The organism is Virgibacillus salexigens (genome assembly GCF_014905415.1).
GTDB lineage: Bacteria > Bacillota > Bacilli > Bacillales > Amphibacillaceae > Virgibacillus > Virgibacillus salexigens.
Window position 1 is genome coordinate 74448 of the sequence record NZ_BNEO01000003.1, and the last position, 18487, is coordinate 92934.

General features: G+C 37.9%; 20 protein-coding genes. 16 read left to right on the top strand and 4 right to left on the bottom strand.

Annotated features, from left to right (window positions below):
• Positions 1–7 precede the first annotated feature (7 nt).
• Positions 8–577 carry a signal peptidase I SipW gene (gene sipW / locus JKP73_RS14415; RefSeq protein WP_200411491.1) on the top strand — a complete coding sequence of 190 codons (570 nt, stop codon included), beginning with the start codon at positions 8–10 and terminating at the stop codon, positions 575–577.
• Positions 578–579: 2 nt separating this feature from the next.
• The gene (locus JKP73_RS14420) at positions 580–762 is read left to right on the top strand and encodes a hypothetical protein (RefSeq protein ID WP_200411492.1); all 183 of its coding nucleotides are present in this window, start codon (positions 580–582) and stop codon (positions 760–762) included.
• A gap of 563 nt (positions 763–1325) precedes the next feature.
• Here JKP73_RS14420 and JKP73_RS14425 read toward each other — a convergent pair.
• Entirely contained in the window at positions 1326–1550 is a 225-nt protein-coding gene (locus JKP73_RS14425; protein WP_021292470.1) for a hypothetical protein, read from the bottom strand.
• 63 nt (positions 1551–1613) lie between these two features.
• Positions 1614–3071 (bottom strand): Na+/H+ antiporter NhaC, encoded by a 1458-nt coding sequence (nhaC, locus tag JKP73_RS14430; RefSeq protein ID WP_200411493.1) that lies wholly within the window; start codon positions 3069–3071, stop codon positions 1614–1616.
• A 398-nt stretch (positions 3072–3469) separates the two neighbouring features.
• On the opposite strand from nhaC, the gene JKP73_RS14435 reads away from it, so the two are divergent.
• Positions 3470–4159, top strand: a complete 690-nt coding sequence (locus JKP73_RS14435; RefSeq protein ID WP_021292468.1) for a FadR/GntR family transcriptional regulator — start codon at positions 3470–3472, stop codon at positions 4157–4159.
• Positions 4160–4260: 101 nt separating this feature from the next.
• Here JKP73_RS14435 and JKP73_RS14440 read toward each other — a convergent pair whose 3' ends face one another.
• Complete coding sequence (locus tag JKP73_RS14440; protein WP_200411494.1) at positions 4261–5463, bottom strand: chromate transporter; 1203 nt, start codon at positions 5461–5463, stop codon at positions 4261–4263.
• A gap of 14 nt (positions 5464–5477) precedes the next feature.
• Positions 5478–5786 carry a PadR family transcriptional regulator gene (locus JKP73_RS14445; protein ID WP_200411495.1) on the bottom strand — a complete coding sequence of 103 codons (309 nt, stop codon included), beginning with the start codon at positions 5784–5786 and terminating at the stop codon, positions 5478–5480.
• A 339-nt stretch (positions 5787–6125) separates the two neighbouring features.
• Between JKP73_RS14445 and JKP73_RS14450 the strand changes: the two genes are divergently transcribed.
• From JKP73_RS14450 to JKP73_RS14510, 13 genes are all read left to right on the top strand, one after another.
• Complete coding sequence (locus JKP73_RS14450) at positions 6126–7286, top strand: betaine/proline/choline family ABC transporter ATP-binding protein (protein WP_021292466.1); 1161 nt, start codon at positions 6126–6128, stop codon at positions 7284–7286.
• Between the two features lie 13 nt (positions 7287–7299).
• Positions 7300–7944 (top strand): ABC transporter permease, encoded by a 645-nt coding sequence (locus JKP73_RS14455; RefSeq protein ID WP_021292465.1) that lies wholly within the window; start codon positions 7300–7302, stop codon positions 7942–7944.
• 25 nt (positions 7945–7969) lie between these two features.
• The gene (locus JKP73_RS14460; protein WP_031335834.1) at positions 7970–8893 is read left to right on the top strand and encodes an osmoprotectant ABC transporter substrate-binding protein; all 924 of its coding nucleotides are present in this window, start codon (positions 7970–7972) and stop codon (positions 8891–8893) included.
• Between the two features lies 1 nt (position 8894).
• Positions 8895–9545, top strand: coding sequence for an ABC transporter permease (locus tag JKP73_RS14465; protein ID WP_021292463.1), 651 nt, complete (start codon positions 8895–8897; stop codon positions 9543–9545).
• Positions 9546–9578: 33 nt separating this feature from the next.
• Positions 9579–11246: a CocE/NonD family hydrolase gene (locus JKP73_RS14470; RefSeq protein ID WP_200411496.1), complete on the top strand. Its 1668-nt coding sequence runs from the start codon at positions 9579–9581 to the stop codon at positions 11244–11246.
• Between the two features lie 153 nt (positions 11247–11399).
• On the top strand, positions 11400–11936 hold the full coding sequence (locus JKP73_RS14475; protein ID WP_021292461.1) for a GbsR/MarR family transcriptional regulator: 537 nt from the start codon (positions 11400–11402) through the stop codon (positions 11934–11936).
• A 468-nt stretch (positions 11937–12404) separates the two neighbouring features.
• A complete protein-coding gene (locus tag JKP73_RS14480; protein ID WP_021292460.1) occupies positions 12405–12545 on the top strand; it encodes a hypothetical protein in 141 nt (46 codons plus the stop codon).
• 277 nt (positions 12546–12822) lie between these two features.
• Positions 12823–12972: a hypothetical protein gene (locus tag JKP73_RS14485; protein ID WP_021292459.1), complete on the top strand. Its 150-nt coding sequence runs from the start codon at positions 12823–12825 to the stop codon at positions 12970–12972.
• The gene (locus tag JKP73_RS14490; protein ID WP_200411497.1) at positions 12969–14567 is read left to right on the top strand and encodes a sodium/proline symporter; all 1599 of its coding nucleotides are present in this window, start codon (positions 12969–12971) and stop codon (positions 14565–14567) included. Before JKP73_RS14485 ends, JKP73_RS14490 begins: the two co-directional genes overlap by 4 nt.
• Before the next feature lie 3 nt (positions 14568–14570).
• Positions 14571–15059: a hypothetical protein gene (locus tag JKP73_RS14495; RefSeq protein ID WP_038246345.1), complete on the top strand. Its 489-nt coding sequence runs from the start codon at positions 14571–14573 to the stop codon at positions 15057–15059.
• A 204-nt stretch (positions 15060–15263) separates the two neighbouring features.
• Positions 15264–16049 (top strand): carbon-nitrogen family hydrolase, encoded by a 786-nt coding sequence (locus JKP73_RS14500; protein WP_021292456.1) that lies wholly within the window; start codon positions 15264–15266, stop codon positions 16047–16049.
• Between the two features lie 159 nt (positions 16050–16208).
• Positions 16209–17054 (top strand): pantoate--beta-alanine ligase, encoded by an 846-nt coding sequence (gene panC / locus JKP73_RS14505; RefSeq protein ID WP_021292455.1) that lies wholly within the window; start codon positions 16209–16211, stop codon positions 17052–17054.
• 614 nt (positions 17055–17668) lie between these two features.
• Positions 17669–18343 (top strand): uracil-DNA glycosylase, encoded by a 675-nt coding sequence (locus tag JKP73_RS14510; protein ID WP_021292454.1) that lies wholly within the window; start codon positions 17669–17671, stop codon positions 18341–18343.
• Positions 18344–18487 lie beyond the last annotated feature (144 nt).

Genomic DNA, 18487 nt, shown 5'->3' on the forward strand with positions numbered 1-18487 from the left:
GAAAAAGATGAGCCGATTAAATAAAAGCGAAGTTAAATGGGTGAATAACATCACAACAGGCATCCTATTTACTGTAATGATTGCCATGATACTTGTCGTTATTTCAGCAAAGGCGTCCGGTGGGGAACCGGAAGTTTTTGGTTATCAGTTAAACACTGTTCTTTCCGGCTCAATGGAACCTGGAATTCAAACAGGCTCACTAATTGTAGTTGAAACCATTGAAGATAAGACGAATTTTAAAAAGGGAGACACCATTACCTTTCAAAAAGATGAAAACATGCTCGTTACGCACCGAATTATCGAAGTCATTAAAAACAAAAATGGTGTCAGTTACCGGACAAAAGGTGATAATAATGATGCTCCAGACCTTAACCTCGTGCCATCTCAGAATGTTGTCGCAGAGTATACCGGTTTTACTTTACCTTATGTAGGGTTTTTCATTAACTTCTCCCAGTCCAAAAATGGGTTTTTGCTTTTTCTGATACCAGGAATCCTGTTTCTTTGTTATTCGGTAATTACCATAAAGAGAGCACTGTCGGAGCTGGAAGCTAAGGAATCGAATAAAGGGGAAGCATGAGTTTGTTTGAAGAGACAACGTTACTAATCTATTATAATAAAGTATACTTACGAATGATGATAGAAGATAATGCAGATACGTTCTATAGGAAACGGAGAAAGCCTACCTATGCTGGTGAATATCGTTATGGTGGGTTCGAAATACTAACATATGATGGAGAAATAGAGGGGGCAGATACATATTAGAACTAGTGGAAGAAGTAGAAGAGATTCCTCAATATATTTAACTTATTAATTATCCTATCTATCCTACTAGTGTTAATCACTCGAATGATAGAGCATTATTGTAAGTATGGCAGAAGGTAATTACTTCGGTAAGGAAGAAAAACGGTCAATATTAGACTTGTTTTTAATTGCAAATCAATAATTATAGATATAATAGATTTTTCACGCTTGGCCTACGTATTACCTCATAGATTGTAGTTTATGGGGGAATATAAAATATCATCGTAAATATTGAAACAGTTGTTGAAACCCCAGAAGAAATTGCCACAATAAACAATCTGGAAAGCCTTCTCGAATGTATTGTCATAAACAGAAAATGTAATTGTAAGGACAGTAAAAGGAGGGATATTTAATTAACAGTACCGGGAACAGTAGGGTAAGTGGTATTACGATGTTTCTTTTATGATATGCAGTGGTGTTGCTACCCATTTAAGTTTGTATCATTGAAACGAACTTAAATGGGTAAGACATTAAAGGGCTACTTTGCAAGAACAGTTAGATTCTTTTTTCAGAATCAAATCTTATTAATAAAGTGGTTGTTGATTATGACAAGGCGGAAATCCATTTATATCCTGAATCATATAAAAATCGTATTGTTTCATAGCGAACTGATCTTGATACATGTACTCAATAACAAGGACCTTTCTGTCAGAAGTACCGCATAAAACTCCTGATGTGCCTTGCCCATTTGTTAAGGAAATTCCTACAGGTTGCCCTATTAAAAATCTGATTTTTTCTTGCCAAGGCATTGCCATCACTCCTTCTATATAAGTATATTACGTTAGAAATAATGGGTGCCTGTCTATCCCCTATTACATTGCTTGTTGATTTTTTTCTTCTGTTACTTGTTGACTATTTAATTTTTTAATACCAAAACTATTTGTATAAGGAGCAAGAAAACCGTATAAAGCAGAGAAAACGATACCGCCCAAGTTAAAAACTGCCCATGGGAGGAACTCAAAGTTACCTACACCTAGTGTCGTTGCCATAAATACACCTGAAACGGTCCATGGCATAAGAACTTCTGTAATGGTGACTGAATCTTCCATGCTACGAGATAAATTTACTGGGTGCAGATTCCTCTTTTTGTACACATCACCATAAATATCTTTGATTAGGAAGTAGGTGACGAGGGCATTCGACGTACAATTGATCACAGCAAAACCTGTTACTAGAGAAGCGAAGATTACACTTCCAATGGATTTTAGGTAAGCTATAACTTTTTCAAGGATAACGTTAAGCGCTTGGGAAACCTCTAATGCAGAAGCGAAAAAGAATGCACAGAACACAAAGAACGTTGCATTGTACATCGAATAAAGTCCGCCGCGGTTAAGTAGTTCCTGAATATCTGCAGAAATAAGTTCTGGAGCGACACCTAGCATTTCTGTATTGAATCCTTCAACGGCCGCCGTAAATAAGTTAGCAACGGTGGCATGTTGAAATAGCAGGGCGATGATCATTGCCGTCACTGCTGAACAAAACAGTACGATTAATGGATTTTTCTTCATGAGAGAACCTGTAATAACGATCACTGCTGGAAGTAAAACCAAAGGGGTAAGACTGAACAACTCACTAATCCCAGTCAGCATCTCTTCAATACTCGTTAACTGCGTTGGTGATGAATCAATTTGTAGTCCAACAAAATAAAAAATGATGATAGCAATAATAGATGAGGGGACAGCGGTGTAGAGCATATGCTTAATGTGTTCATACAAATTCGAGCCTGCGGCAAGTGCACTCATATTGGTAGTATCAGATAATGGTGAGAGTTTATCTCCAAAATAAGCGCCTGACACGACTGCACCCGCGGTGATTGCCATGGATAAATCCATCGTTTGGGCAATACTCATGAGCGCGACACCGATCGTTCCAGCTGATCCCCATGAGGTACCAGTACATGTTGACACGATGGCTGTCGTTATAAATGCAAGTACATATAAGTAAGTAGGGTTGATGATTTCCAGCCCGTAATAAACGAAGAATGGGATTGTCCCTGAAATCATCCAGGTACCGATTAATAGTCCGATACTGAATAATATAAGAATAGCGGGCAAAGCGGTTTTGATTTTTTCTCCCATAACGGTAATAATCGTTTCCCAGTTATGGCCGTAAAACTTAGCGAATAGTGAAAACAGTACGCCTGCGAAGATGAGCATTAGTTCAGCTTGGTATTGAAGCACACCAATACCGACAATAAAAATGATAAGAGACAAGGCAATGGGAATTAATGCCATTCGTACAGTTGGGCGTTTCACTTCATTTTGACTCACTTGTATCTCTCCCTTTAGTAAAATTTTGCTTGTTTGCAGCACATGGAATCCATGTTCAAAAATCGTTGGTTAATAAATTTGAACTGCTTGTTAATAGACCGTTAAATACTATTTTTGTAAACGCTTTAAAAGTTCTGCGAAACAAACTAGTTTGTCTAATAGATTGGAGGAGAAAGGCTCTCTTCTTACTTTAAAGCGGTATCATTAAATGGAGTACAACGAAAGCCATTTGAAAAGTTTCTCGCGTTATGTCCACTTTTTTAATCGTTGCATTTATATTATCATACTATCAACCTATATGAAAGGTTTGTTTTTTCTGAAAATAAATGCTGGGCCTTTGTTATTAATCAAACCCAATAGTATAATAGCTGTACATAGCTGATTCAGAGGTGAATGAAGTGAAAGCAATAAAAAAGAAGCGATTATCGGAAATCTGTGCAAAGGAAATCAAAGATTATATAAAAAGGGAAAATCTGAAGAGCGGTGATAAACTACCTTCTGTAGCTCAATTGGTAGATATATTGCAAATTGGAAGATCTTCATTAAGAGAAGCCCTTCAGCTCCTCGAAGCTCAAGGAGCCATTGAAGTATTAAATGGGAAAGGGACTTACATTAAAGATATGAATCCTTTTCAGGTTCAGCTTGCCTTTGAAGTGGAAGATAAAAAGAATTTCTTACTAGAGACGCTTGAGGTGAGGGAGGCACTGGAAGGAAAAGCTGTGCAATTAGCTGTACAAGTAGCTGATGAAGCGGATATTCAAGTGATGAAATTACATTTAAAACAATATGTTCGATTTTTGAGTGAAGGGAAAAGAGAGAAGGCAAATCTGGCAGATTCTAATTTTCATCAGGCTATTTACCGTGCATCAAATAATTCGATGCTTGAGAGCATGATCCATTCTTTCTGGGAAACCTTTCATGAATTTTGGAATGTGCCATTTGGAAAAGACGATATTTTTGACCAAAGCTATCCTTACCATGAAACATTGCTACAAGCGATTCAGGAGCGTGATTCGGTAAAAGCGCAGGAAGCATTTGAGAAAATCATGAAGTCAGTGCGGAACTCCATTACGGAAGTTCAAGTTTAGGAAGGAAGTGACTATATCTTAAATAGATAGATAAAAATTATCACCTCCCAGTATAAGGTTCCATAATGAACTATACCTAGGAGGAATGAAAAAATAAATCTTTAAATAAACGATAGTAAGGTGCCTCCGATTGCTCCTGTCAGTACAACTGTCCAAGGAGGCAATTTCCAGTAAACTAACATACTGAAAAGGATGGCAGCAAAAGCAAAATCAATCGGCTCTAAAATAGAGCTTGTCCAAATTGGTTGATAGAAGGCAGAAATAAGAATTCCAACTACTGCTGCGTTTACGCCCATTAATGCACCTTTGATTTTTCGATTACTGCGAAGACTATCCCAAAACGGGAGAGTTCCTAAGATTAGTAGAAAAGCAGGTAGAAAGATTGCAAAGGTTGCAAGGATCCCCCCTAACCAGCCATTCATTATAGCACCTAGATAGGCAGCAAAGGTAAATAATGGTCCCGGGACGGCTTGAGCTGCACCATAACCAGCAAGAAAGGCTTCTTCACTCAACCACCCTGTAGGTACAAATTCACGTTCAAGTAAAGGCAAGACGACGTGTCCGCCACCGAATACAAGCGATCCAGATCGATAAAAACTATCGAACATAGCGATCCAATGATTCGCACTGATTTCTCTTAAAATGGGAAGTAATAGTAATAGCCCGAAAAATAGCGATATACAAATGAACGAAAAACGCTTTGAAATTGGAAAATGAATATTTGCATCATCATTTGTATTGTTTTTATAGATGAGAAACCCAATAAACCCAGATAATAGTATAATGCCTATTTGGGTATATGCTGTTTGCCATAGCAGGGTTACTACTAATGAAAGTAGTGCGATCGCTTTTCGCTTTATATCAGGAGTTAGTTTTTGAGCCATTCCGATAATTGCATGAGCAACAACAGCAACCGCTACGATTTTTAAACCTTGAATCCAACCGGCACTACCAATGTCTAGGCCTTGCATGAGTAGAGCAAACACGATAAGAGCTAGTACAGAAGGAATAGTGAACCCTAAAAACGAAACAATACCGCCAAGTACTCCAGCACGCATTACGCCTATCCCAATACCAACCTGGCTACTCGCAGGTCCAGGTAGGAACTGGCATAATGCTACTAAATCAGCATAATGCTTCTCATCCATCCATTTCCGTCTACGAATGTATTCTTCATGAAAATAACCAAGATGCGCGATTGGCCCGCCGAATGAAGTTAAGCCTAATCTCGTTGAGACAAATAAGATTTCCAGTAACGATGGAATAGATACGTTTTTGTTTTGATTGTTCTTCTTCTTTTTCATTTCATCTCCTCCGGCTAATCTTTAATTTCTTTAAATAGTTCATACGCTTTCGCTCGAGCTTCTTTAAGAACAGTCAAGCCTTTATCCGTGGATGTGTAATACTTTCGGATTTTTCCTTCTACATTCTGTTCTTCTTTCGTTAACAAACCATCTGCTTCCATCGAATGAAGGATTGGATATAGGGTACCAGCGCTTATGCTATATCCGTGTTCTTTCAATTCCTCTAACATCCAGGAGCCAAAGATAGGATGCTCTGCAGCATGATGTAAGATATGAATCTGAATAAAACCTAAAAATAATTTTCTTAGTACTCTATCTTCCAATTCTACCCCTTCTTATCGAGTTATTTCGAAATACAATATCGATTTTCGATATCGATAATACCATAGGATTTATACTGCTTCAAGCTGATTGAAAAAATCAGATGTAAATTTTTGATAACATTCATACCTCCTATTTAGTTGTAAGTAAAAAACCAGATCACCATTAAATACGAAGAATTTTTAAGCAATTCTACGTTATACAGAATAAAAACTTTGTACAATAAATATTTTATAAAGTTTTCAAAGTGTATGGATTCAAATGCTTGTTTCGATTGTTGGATCTTTCTCCTATACTTGTATAGGCGACAAAGTTCGACAGTATTAATGGAGGTGCTAGTATTGTTAGAGTTTAAACACGTTTCCAAACAATTTGAAGACGGTACAATAGCCGTTAAGGATTTAAATTTACATATTAAAAAAGGAGAGTTTGTTTGTTTTATTGGGCCGAGTGGATGTGGTAAAACAACCACAATGAAGATGGTCAATGGCCTAATTGATAAAACGGAAGGGTCTATTCTTGTCGATGGAAAAGATGTGGTAGAACAAGATCCAGTTAAATTACGGCGATCTATCGGATATGTGATTCAGCAAATTGGCCTTATGCCGCATATGACGATTAAAGAAAATATTGTGCTTGTTGGGACGCTATTAAAATGGTCCAAAGAGCAGAAGGATAAACGTGCACGTGAGTTATTAAAACTAGTAGATATGCCGGAGGAATTTCTTGATCGATATCCGCACGAATTAAGTGGAGGTCAACAACAACGCATTGGGGTGCTTCGTGCTTTAGCAGCAAATCCACCACTAATTTTAATGGATGAACCATTTGGAGCACTTGATCCAATTACAAGGGATTCGTTACAAGAAGAATTTAAGAAGTTACAAAAAGAACTGGATAAGACCATTGTCTTTGTAACACATGACATGGATGAAGCGTTGAAGCTTGCCGACCGTATTGTCATTATGAAAGATGGACAAATTGTTCAAGCAGATACTCCAGATGAGATTCTGCGAAATCCAGCAAATGAATTTGTGGAAGAATTCCTAGGTAAGGATCGGTTAATTCAAGGCAGGCCTGATGTTACTACGGTCGAACAAATCATGGAGCATTCACCTGTAACCGTACAAATGGGAACGACTTTGAAATCTGCCATATCTACAATGAAAGATAGACATGTAGATTCATTGTTAGTGGTAGATAGTGAGAATAAGCTCCAAGGTTTTATTGACATAGAGGGGATTAATTTAAACTATAAGAAGATGCATCTCGTAGAAGAAATAATGGAGAAAGAGTTATTTTCTGTCTCTCGTTATAGTCTACTACGTGATACGGTTCACAAAATCCTTCGTCGAGGAGTAAAATATGTGCCTGTTGTTGATGATGAGAAAAAACTAGCAGGAATTGTGACTCGTGCGACATTAGCTAATCTTGTCTATGACACAATTTGGGGCGATGGTATGGAAACAAATGACATGGTAGCTGCAGCAGAAGCAGAATAGGAGGGAAGTGAAAATGATGGATTTTCTTGCAGAATACGGTAATGAACTGCTTGTTAAAACATGGGAGCATTTATATATATCACTTGCAGCGATTATTCTTGGCGTTTTAGTCGCTGTACCGCTTGGAATTGTCCTATCGAGGAAACCGAATTTTGCCGATCGTTTCATCTCATTTATTGGTATTTTACAAACCATTCCAAGTCTAGCAATTCTAGCATTCTTCATTCCGATTATGGGGGTTGGAAAGGTTCCGGCGATTTTCGCACTATTCTTCTATTCCTTGCTGCCGATTTTACGAAATACATATATTGGTGTGCGAGATGTGGATCCAGGTGTGAAAGAAGCAGGTAAAGGAATGGGAATGAGCAATTGGCAATCGATTGTGAAGATGGAGCTTCCTTTGTCTCTGCCGGTAATTATGGCAGGTATTCGCCTATCGACTGTTTATCTTGTTGGTTGGGCAACACTTGCAGCTTTTATCGGCGGTGGAGGACTTGGTGATTTTATTTTTGATGGATTGAACTTATATCAGCCATCACTAATTATTGCTGGTACGATACCGGCTACGATACTTGCTGTAATTGCAGATCGCTCACTTGCATTTTTAGAAAATCGGTTAACACCCGATGGATTAAAGGATTCTTATAAAACGGCATAAACTTGGAGGTGTAAATGTGAAAACAATGATTTATAAAGGCAGCATATTCCTTCTACTATTTGTGTTCCTTTCAGGCTGTTCTTTGCCTGGGCTGGCAAGTACAACTAATGAAACAATTAAAATTGGTTCATTAGGTACATCGGAATCCCATATCCTGGCGGAAATGCTGTCAATCATGATTGAGAGAGAAACGGATGCAGATACGGATTTAGTGACGCATCTTGGTTCATCTATTGTTCAGCATCAAGGCATGACGAGAGGGGACCTAGATATTACCAGTACACGTTATACAGGAACGGATTTATCCGGAGCTCTTGGCATGGATCCAATCACGGACCCAGATAAAGCGTTACAAATAGTGAAACGTGAATTCCAAGATCGTTTTAACCAAACTTGGGCTGCTCCATATGGATTTGAAAACAGTTATTCTGTGGCTGTGACCGAGGAATTTGCTAAAGAAAATAATATTGAAACGATATCTGATTTGGAACCGTATGCGAATGATTTACGTTTCGGTGTTGATAACGCTTGGATTAATCGTAAAGGGGACGGATATGACGGATTTAAACAATCCTATTTTTCCTTTGGAGAGGTTTTCCCAATGAATATAGGACTCGTGTATCAAGCGGCGGCTAGTGGCTACATGGATGTTGTTCTAGCATACTCTTCCGATGGACGGATTAAAGAATTTAATTTAAAGGTGCTTGAAGATGATCGACAATTCTTCCCACCTTATGACGCGTCCCCAGTAATTGCAGATGAGGTACTAGAGAAGTATCCGGAAATTCGAGAAATTACGGAACGGCTAAATAATCAAATTTCTACAGAAACGATGCAAGAGCTAAATTATCAAGCGGATGTGGAATTAATTAATCCTCGGAAAGTAGCCAAACAGTTTCTTGAAGAACATAATTATTTTGAGCAGTCAGTAGCAGAGGAGGGTGAGTGAATTGGAAACATTGGAACAATTTATCCATTATGTTAGTCAGAATAGTGGTTATATCTGGGTGCAGTTTTACAGGCATTTTCTGATGGCCGCCTATGGTGTATTATTTGCTGCAATCATTTCGATACCTCTTGGTATACTAATTGCAAAATACGGGAAATTAAGCAGTTGGGTACTGGCATTTGGAAGTATTATCCAAACAATACCAGCATTGGGAGCAATGGCAGTTATTATGATTGTAATGGGACTTGGTACAAACACCGTAATTGTAACCCTGATGCTTTATTCCATTCTGCCAATTACGCAAAATACATATGTTGGTATGAAAGAGGTAAATAAAGATGTGGTTGAAGCTGGGTATGCTTCTGGAATGACTCGATTTCAACTGCTTCGCATGGTAGAACTACCACTTGCTGTTAGTGTTATTATGGCAGGGCTTCGTACTGCATTAGTTATTGGTATTGGGATTGCAGCAATCGGGGCGTTTGTTGGTGCTGGTGGCCTAGGGGCAATTATCCTTACTGGAACAAATGCCACGGATGGTACACCAATTATTCTTGCTGGAGCCATTCCAACAGCGTTAATGGCGATTATTGCTGATCTGATTATGGGATGGATTGAACGGAAACTGCAGCCCGTCAAATCTTCTAAGTAAGATTTGCTGAATCGTTCAACGAGGAGGAAAATGATGAAGGCTCATAACATGGAGATAGATAAAAATATGCCCTGTGAATTATCTGATGGTACGGTTTTACAATCCGATGTTTACCGTCCCGCCGAAGCAGGAGAATACCCGGTGCTTATGTTGAGGCTTCCATATAACAAGGAAGCGCGACGCTATTATGATGAATACCTAGAAGTCCCAAGAATGGTAGAGGCAGGTTATGTGGTCATCCTTCAAGACGTGCGCGGAAGATATGCCTCTGGTGGAGAATTCTATCCATTTGTACATGAAGGAAAAGATGGATTTGAGGCAGTAGAATGGGCGGCTCGTCTTCCATTTTCCAATGGAAAAGTCGGATTATTTGGCATGTCTTATCACGGATATACACAACTTGCTGCTGCAGTGGAACAACCACCATCGTTAAAAGCCATTGCTCCTGTTATGACAATGGCTGATCCTTGGGGGGATATTCTTGGTACTGGCTCTGCGCCTCATGCGATTGGTAAGTTTGAAACATGGGTGTTAGGTTCCATCGTTGAAGACCAATTAAAACGAAAGAATCTACTAGATAAAGTACAGCTAAATAACTATTTGGAGCATCTAACCGAATATATGCATGAAGCGCCCGCCAATCAGTGGTCACCAATGAAGAATCTTGATCCAGGCTCATTTTTCTTCGATATCATGCAAGGGAGGTTGGACAATCAATTAGTCGAACGTTTGCAATTGAAGGAGCAGTTATCTCATGTAGATATACCAGCTCTTTTTATGGGAGGATGGTTTGACGCATTGCTTTCCCCAACCTTACAAGCCTATGAAGCGTATCAAGGGGATAAAATGTTGTGGATTGGACCTTGGACGCATGAACAAATGACTGGTCAAGCCGGTGCAGAATTCTTTGCTGGCGCAGCAAAGAATATAGGTGCTGATCAAATTGCAGACCCTACTGAAGTACATATACAATGGTTTGACAAATGGTTAAAAGATAAGCCATTGTCTATTCAAAAACCAGTACAGTTATACTTGATGGGTCAGCAAAGATGGGTAGCATACGATGAATTCCCTAACGTTGAACAACAAAAATTTTTTCTGGAAAGCAGGGGAAAATCGCAAACAAATGCAGGTGATGGAGAGCTAGTTTCCAAACCTTCGAGTAAGGTGACAGAAAGTTCACTTACACTTGATCCATACCATCCTGTTCCGACCAGTGGAGGAGGATCATTGATAGCAGGCGTGGAATCCGGTATATTTGATATAAGTAACCTTCATGAGCGTGATGATGTCCTTGTTTATACAACAAAACCGATAAGTAGCGACATACAATTATTAGGTACGCTCAAAGCAGAAATCTGGTGTTCTTCTCCAACGAGTTTATGTGATATTTCATTGCGAATATCTGATGTAGATCCAAGTGGTCGAGCATGGGTGCTTATGTATTCATTTCATCGTGAAAAGGTGGTGGATAACCATCCATTTTGTTTATTAGCAGATATTGGAACAACTGCATATAAATTGTCGAAGGGCCATCGATTACGCCTTGATATTGCAGCAAGTAACGCACCGTTGTATGATATTAATTTGAATAATGGTAAGACAACGAAAACCCATACCGAGGGTTATGTAGCGAATGAGACGATTTATCATGGAGGAAAAATGTCATCGAAGATTATTGTTCCATGTACAACGATATAATCAAATCTAAAGGAATCATGTAATGGTTAAAGCTCTTATTCTGTTATTCCTTTCCTTTGGCAATTATATAAACAATATGCTGCTTTCGTCATTTTGGTTTTTAGCTACAATGTGGTAAAGTTCAAAGAACATGCCAATAAGGAGATTTATTTAATGAATAATAGAGAACAAATTGAAAATGTTAAGACACAATTTATTGAAAAGATAACGGATAATATGAATGCCTTCGGGGTATCAACAAGTGTTGGGCGCGTACTTGGTATCATTTATATGAATAGAGAACCGATGACTTTAGATGAATTATCTGCTGAGACGGGCATGAGCAAAACCAGAATGAGTCAGGTAGTTAGAGAAATGATTGATATGAACATTGCTGAGCGTGTTTTTAAGAAAGGTGTCCGCAAAGATTTATATCAAGTAGAAGAAGACTATTATCAGACATTCATTTCTCTATTTATATTTACATGGCAAAAAGCGATCAATCGCAGCCGGAATTTCGAACAACGATTAATTCAAAAATTAGATACACTACAGCTGGAATCAGATGTAGCAGAAGAAGATGAACAAGCAATTAATGAACTTCTTCATGAAATTAGAGAGTGGATGGATTACTATGATTGGATCCAACGAGTTACGGAATTCTTTGCAAGTGGTGAAATATTCGAGCATGTACCAAAGAAAAAAACATAAACTAGTTAAAGCGATGTTTTCGTATAAAAGTGATTGCTTTTGCGAAGTCACCGTTTTTTTGCAGGTATCCTTTCAAGAGTAAGTACTTATGTATATAACGGGAACGTGTTAGAAAAAATTTATTCAGCTAACTTCATACGGTATCATTTGGCAAATTGGAAACCGATTGATAGTGGATATATCTAAAATTCATCCTATATGGTAAAAAGGAAGTTTCATAAATTATGGATTGAACCACAAGAACCAGACCATAGGTATATAAAATAAAAGGCCCTCCTAATCAAGGAGGGCAGTGAGCTGAAGTAAAGTGTTATAGTGATACAGTTTTATGTTACGTAAAATTCAACTTTCTGTGTATAATAAATGCCTAATTTTAAAGCACTTATATCCTAATTCCAATATAAATAAACCGTTTATTTACAATGGTGCCGGGAATACCTCTCATATAACAAAAGAGAGGTGGTGATTATGAGACAATATCATGAATCATTTTATTTTAAACGGGATATTGCTTACTTACAAGATCTGCTGCAGCGGTGTGATATTGAACCGGTGAAAAAGCAGATCCAGAACGAAATGAAATTTATTTATTCTGTATTGAGAAAATAACATGAAGAGACGAAGGCTTATTCCTTTAATCATCCGAACGATTTCACTCAAATCCATTCGGATGATTTTTTTAACATAAAACAGGTTCTTAGGCAGGACAGTCTAATTTAGCCGGCTTTCCTTTATAACAGACGCTTGCGCCTTCTGTTCTACAAACTGTTAACGCAGGTGAAGTTATTTTTAACATTTTGTAAATCATTTATTTTTCTTTTCTACTATACAATTTAACAATGCAAGAAAATTTATAAAAGGACAAGTTAGAATAAGGAGGAAGTTTATGTTTGGCTTACCTGTAGAAACAGCATTGCTTATGCTTCCTTGGCCGCTGATTTGGATAGCACTAGGGATATTCATGTTTATTAAATTCGGCCGTGAAGAAAAACATGAAGCTCAAAGAAATGTGGAAAAAGGGGATGATGCTAAATGAATTTGGATATAATTATCTTCTTTATTTACTTACTATCGATGCTCGGAATTGGCTTATACTTTACGAGAAGAGCTTCGACATCGCCAGATCATTACTTATTAGGAGATAGAAAACTAGGAGCTCCCGTTACTGCAATCAGTATGCAAAGTACATCGATGAGCGGGTTTATGTTTATGGGCGGTCCTGCTCAAGCGTTTCAGGAGGGTTGGCATGCTTTATGGTATGCCATTGGAGATGCAGGTGGTTCGATTGTAAATATTTCTGTGCTAGGAAAACGAATGAGGCGTCTGTCGCAACTTTTGGGTTCGCTATCACCAATTGAATATTTAGAGAATCGGTTTGAAAGTGTAGCTATTCGTGTTGTTGGAGCAGTAATTGCTATTGTGTTTCTATTTTCCTATGCGTTCGCTCAATTTATTGCAGCAGGTAAGGCCTTAGAGGCAATGTCTGGTTTTTCTTATGAATGGGCACTTATTATTGGAGTAGGTATCATTATTACTTATACCGTAGCAGGAGGATACCTTGCTGTAGCGGTTAGTGGTTTTATTCAAGGAGTTATTATGTTTATCGGGGTTACAGCAATAGGGATTATGGTTCTTCCGGAAGTTGGTGGTCTTACAGGATTGAATGAATCCCTTCGATCGATTGATCCCAGTTATCTCAGTATTTGGGGTAAAGATCTTATTTATTATGGACAGTGGGGAGTTATTATTGGAGCAGTATTAATTTATGCGATTGGGTATATGGGGCTGCCTCATGTTGTCGTGCGACATATGTCAATGGAAAAACCAAATACTGCAAAGCAAGCTGTATTATGGTCTGCTGGATTTAATCAGTTATTTACATTTACTCCATATATTTTAGGTCTATCAGCAATTGTGATTATGCCTACCATTTCAGATCCAGAAATGGTTATTCCAGAACTTGTTTATACGTTTTTTCCAGGGGTTCTATCAGCTATTTTATTATCAGCCATTATGGCTGCTATTATGTCTACCTGTGATTCTTTATTAATGCAAGCGGGTACAACCCTATCACGTGATGTATATCATCGGTTTATAAATAAGCGTGCTAGTCAAAAACAGGTGTTATTGGTTTCGAGATTATGTATTTTAATTGGCGGAGTAATTGGAATTATTGTAGCTACGTATCAACCTCCTACTGTTTTTACACTTGTTGTCTTTGCGTTTGGTGTATTAGGGAATACTTTTCTGGTTCCATATATTGCGTCTGTTTATTCACGTAAAGCGAACAAGGTAGGTGTATTATGTGCAATGATAGGAGGATCGGTAACAAATATATTTTGGGAATTGTTTTCTTTACAGGGTATTACTGGTGTTCATCCTTTTTTAGCTGGCTTGATCCTATCAGTAATGGCTATGTTATTAGGGAATTTATTTGGGAAGACTCCGCCTTCTTCTCCAGTACTTGAAGCATTTGAATTGGCGAAATTAAATCGAGATATTCCTAAAAATTTGGAAAAAGGAATACACGAAGGGCTAGCGATAGAGGCTCAGAATATTACGAAGTTCATAAGAAATAAGGAAAAAGTCACTAACATAGCTCTTCCTGCCAATGCAAAAATGGGGAGGTAGACTATGGACAATACAATGTTGGCTCAAGCAGTACGATTTACAGAAAAGGAAATTGAAACCAGCCTATATCAATTAGATTCAAATAGCCAGTTCTTAGTGAATCGGCTTGTATACTATCCCTATTACTATTTTAATTATACAGTACAAGCGAAACGTTTGTTCTTACCAGTAAAGGAGGAAGTGGGTTGTACAATTGACGGAATTAGTGGGAAGGGTTCTTTAATTGATTGTAAGCCAAAGCTTACTCATGTTGAACTACCGTATCATGTTCAGCTCCCGTTGAAACAATCGCTGGAAGACTGCCAAACGAAATCGGAATCATTTATTTACCATGCCATCGCTTTAAAAATGAGAATGTTAAGCCTTTCAGAATTAAAGCTGAAACAGAAACAGTTTTTTTACAGACCATACTGGATTGTTAATAGCAAAGACAGAAAGGCTGCAGACTTTATCGTTGATGCAATATCTGGTCAATATCACCCATTGTCATAAGGGGCTTTGAAATATAAATGGCGTATTATTGTTGAACTCCATTTATATTTTTTATGGCGGGTAATTAGTAGTCTGCTTTAAAAATTTTAAATATATTAACGTATACTATATTATGGATATATAAATAGGAAAAAATAGAATGTAAGTTGATGCTGATAAATGTGAAGATACGAAAGATTACTTCGAAAAAAAAGGAGGGAGTAGATGAAATACTGTATTTACCAAATGGAGATTGTGTTTGGAAACCCAAAGGAAAATAGAAAGAAAGTTGCTGGTTGGATAAAACAAACAGTAAATGAGGAAAAACCAGATACAATTGTTTTACCAGAAATGTGGACAACCGCTTATGCATTCGATGATCTTGAAAATCTAGCAGATGATAATGGGGAACCAACAATTGCTTTTCTACAAGATATGGCTTCAACTTACCATATCAATATCGTTGGCGGATCATTTGCTAATCAAAAGGATAATGAAATCTATAATTCCAGTGTAGTCATTGATCGTAATGGGGATGTCATCCATCAATATGATAAGTTGCATTTAGTTCCTATGTTAGATGAACACTTATATTTAACGGGGGGAAAAAACAAGGCAACCGTTTTTCATTTAGATGGTGTGAAAATGGGCATTATTATTTGTTATGATTTACGTTTCCCAGAATTATTGAGAAAGCTTGCATTAGAAGGTGCCCAAGTTGTGCATATTGTTGCAGAATGGCCAGCGGCGAGACGCGATCACTGGGAAATACTGCAACAGGCTCGCGCGATTGAGAACCAGATGTATATTATCTCTAGTAATGTGGTAGGTAACTATAATCATGTAGATTTTGCAGGTACATCAATGGTGATCGATCCTTGGGGAGAAGTGATCATTAAGGGGAGTCGTACAAAGGAAGAAATTATTCGTGCAACATTGAAGTTAGATAAAGTTGTCGATATTCGCAAAGAAGTACCAGTTTTTTCTAGTAGAGTGCCAGATTATTACTAAATAGTTCTACATGGAAACCAAATGAACTCAAGAGCATAAGATGCGTTCGTCTGAACCCAGCTTCTCTGATTAAACGAGGCTGGGTTTTTCGTGTTCTCTATAGGCAAAGGAAAATGGTATACTAGAAAGGTATTTGGGATAGAGGAGGTGGAAGGGATAATGAAAATTATTCGTTCTATTGCGGAAATGCAAAAAGAGACGCTGATGCACAAAGAAAATAAACGGTCGATTGGTTTTGCTCCTACGATGGGGTATTTTCATAAAGGGCATCTTCAATTAATAGAAGAGGCAAAAAAAGAAAATGACATTGTCGCAGTTAGTATCTTTGTAAATCCTTTGCAATTCGGTGAAAATGAAGACTTTGGCCGGTATCCACGAGATGAGAAACGAGATATTCAATTAGCCGAATCATATGGAGTAGATCTCCTTTTTATACCGACTGTTGAGGAAATGTATCCAACGAAACCACAATTAAACATGGTCATGGTGGATCGTGTTGATGTATTATGTGGCAAGTCGAGACCTGGCCATTTTGATGGGGTAGTTACTGTACTAGCAAAGTTATTTCATATCGTTCAGCCAAATCGGGCTTATTTTGGTTTAAAGGATGCCCAACAAATAGCTGTGGTAGATGTGTTAATCCAGCAATATAATTTTCCAATTGAATTAATACGAGTACCTACTGCGAGAGAAGACAATGGACTAGCAATGAGCAGTAGGAATGTATACTTAACAGAACAAGAAAGAGCAGAAGCACCAGCAATAATTCACGCTTTACAAGAAGCTAAATCTTTAATGGAAAACGAGGAGCGTCACCCAGCTGTTATTGTAGAAAAAGTTCGCGCTTTATTGCAACAGCATACTTCTGCAAAGATCGATTATGTGGAGTTATTAAGCTACCCAGAATTAAAAACCATAGAGCAAATCAACCAGCAAGTGATTGTGGCAGTAGCTGTACAATTTGAAAAGGCGCGATTAATAGATAATATTATTTATCATCCGTAATAAAAGGGACTGCAGCTAAACAAATTTCGATTTAAACCGAAATATCCCGGGGGAAATTCAGTTTCTTGCCTATTTGTATAACGATGTAACGCTATGGAAGCAGTGGAAATCGTTGAGGTTGCTACAGGAACAGCATGTGTCCGAAGGTCTACTCGGATAAGCGCTTTCTGCTTATCCGAGTTGTTTGAGAATGCTTTAAAAATCGCATAGATTCAGCTTCCTTTTTTGCAAAAAAGTCAGGAGAAGCTCAACTAATTGAAAGTGAATCTATAGATAGATGGGTTTAAATAGTCAATGATTATGTAGTGGACTAATGATAGGTCCATTGTTAATAAGCATTTGTGAGACCCCTCACCGAGGTGGATTTCGTCCAATGATCCAATGGTGACCTCTGCATGTAATTCCAGCCTTGTATGATTCAGCAATTTTCTTACTCATTAACCAACCTCCTCTCTCTTATAAGAAAACCTGTAACTATTTATAGTTTAAATGGTACTGTGAGCACGCACTTTTTGTGCGTTGGTTACGTACAGGTTACTTTTAAGGTGTATCGGTAAATAACGAATCGATGATAGAATAAAGACCAAAACATGATGCAACAAGGAAGGGTTGAAATGGCAAAACAAATACTAGCAAATGATTGGGAGCCTGTGTTATATGAGGAATTTGGGAAACCGTATTACCTACAGCTAAGAGAATTTTTGAAACAGGAGTATGCATCGAAAACCGTATACCCAGATATGAATCATATATTTAATGCTTTACATTACACTTCATTTGAAAATGTAAAGGTAGTCATTTTAGGGCAAGATCCTTACCATGGTCCGAATCAGGCACATGGATTAAGCTTCTCTGTTCAAAAAGGCGTAGCATTACCGCCATCATTGAAGAATATTTTTAAAGAAATGGAAAATGATACAGGGAATCCAGTCCCCAATCACGGTTCATTAATCTCATGGGCGAAGCAAGGAGTACTATTGTTAAATAATGTATTAACTGTGCGAAGGGGAGAGGCTCATTCTCATCAAGGTATGGGCTGGGAGCAATTCACCGATCAAGTAATAAAATCGTTAAATAGGAAACAAAGCCCTGTTGTTTATATTTTATGGGGGGCAGCAGCGAAGAAAAAGCGATCCTTAATTGATACTTCAAAACATTATATCATCCAATCTGCACATCCAAGCCCGCTCTCTGCCTATCGTGGGTTTTTTGGGAGCAAACCGTTTTCTAAAACGAATGAGATTCTAAAGCAGAATGGACAAGAAGAGATTAATTGGCGATTGGATTAATCCATATCATAAGGCTGTCGAAGAACGTGCGAACGTCTCTCGACAGCTTTATTTTTATGTCTTGTTAAGCGAACAATTATTGACTAAAAATTCTAATTATGCTAAATTTAAATATAAATTAAATTTTCTAATATTAATTAAGAA

What these genes read in the sequence shown, in the direction of transcription:
- sipW (WP_200411491.1), top strand. Translation starts at nt 8, where the DNA reads ATGAGCCGATTAAATAAAAGCGAAGTTAAATGGGTGAATAACATCACA.
- JKP73_RS14425 (WP_021292470.1), bottom strand. Translation starts at nt 1,550, where the DNA reads ATGCCTTGGCAAGAAAAAATCAGATTTTTAATAGGGCAACCTGTAGGA.
- JKP73_RS14440 (WP_200411494.1), bottom strand. Translation starts at nt 5,463, where the DNA reads ATGAAAAAGAAGAAGAACAATCAAAACAAAAACGTATCTATTCCATCG.
- JKP73_RS14455 (WP_021292465.1), top strand. Translation starts at nt 7,300, where the DNA reads ATGATGGATTTTCTTGCAGAATACGGTAATGAACTGCTTGTTAAAACA.
- JKP73_RS14460 (WP_031335834.1), top strand. Translation starts at nt 7,970, where the DNA reads ATGATTTATAAAGGCAGCATATTCCTTCTACTATTTGTGTTCCTTTCA.
- JKP73_RS14470 (WP_200411496.1), top strand. Translation starts at nt 9,579, where the DNA reads ATGAAGGCTCATAACATGGAGATAGATAAAAATATGCCCTGTGAATTA.
- JKP73_RS14475 (WP_021292461.1), top strand. Translation starts at nt 11,400, where the DNA reads ATGAATAATAGAGAACAAATTGAAAATGTTAAGACACAATTTATTGAA.
- JKP73_RS14480 (WP_021292460.1), top strand. Translation starts at nt 12,405, where the DNA reads ATGAGACAATATCATGAATCATTTTATTTTAAACGGGATATTGCTTAC.
- JKP73_RS14485 (WP_021292459.1), top strand. Translation starts at nt 12,823, where the DNA reads ATGTTTGGCTTACCTGTAGAAACAGCATTGCTTATGCTTCCTTGGCCG.
- JKP73_RS14490 (WP_200411497.1), top strand. Translation starts at nt 12,969, where the DNA reads ATGAATTTGGATATAATTATCTTCTTTATTTACTTACTATCGATGCTC.
- JKP73_RS14495 (WP_038246345.1), top strand. Translation starts at nt 14,571, where the DNA reads ATGGACAATACAATGTTGGCTCAAGCAGTACGATTTACAGAAAAGGAA.
- JKP73_RS14500 (WP_021292456.1), top strand. Translation starts at nt 15,264, where the DNA reads ATGAAATACTGTATTTACCAAATGGAGATTGTGTTTGGAAACCCAAAG.
- panC (WP_021292455.1), top strand. Translation starts at nt 16,209, where the DNA reads ATGAAAATTATTCGTTCTATTGCGGAAATGCAAAAAGAGACGCTGATG.
- JKP73_RS14510 (WP_021292454.1), top strand. Translation starts at nt 17,669, where the DNA reads ATGGCAAAACAAATACTAGCAAATGATTGGGAGCCTGTGTTATATGAG.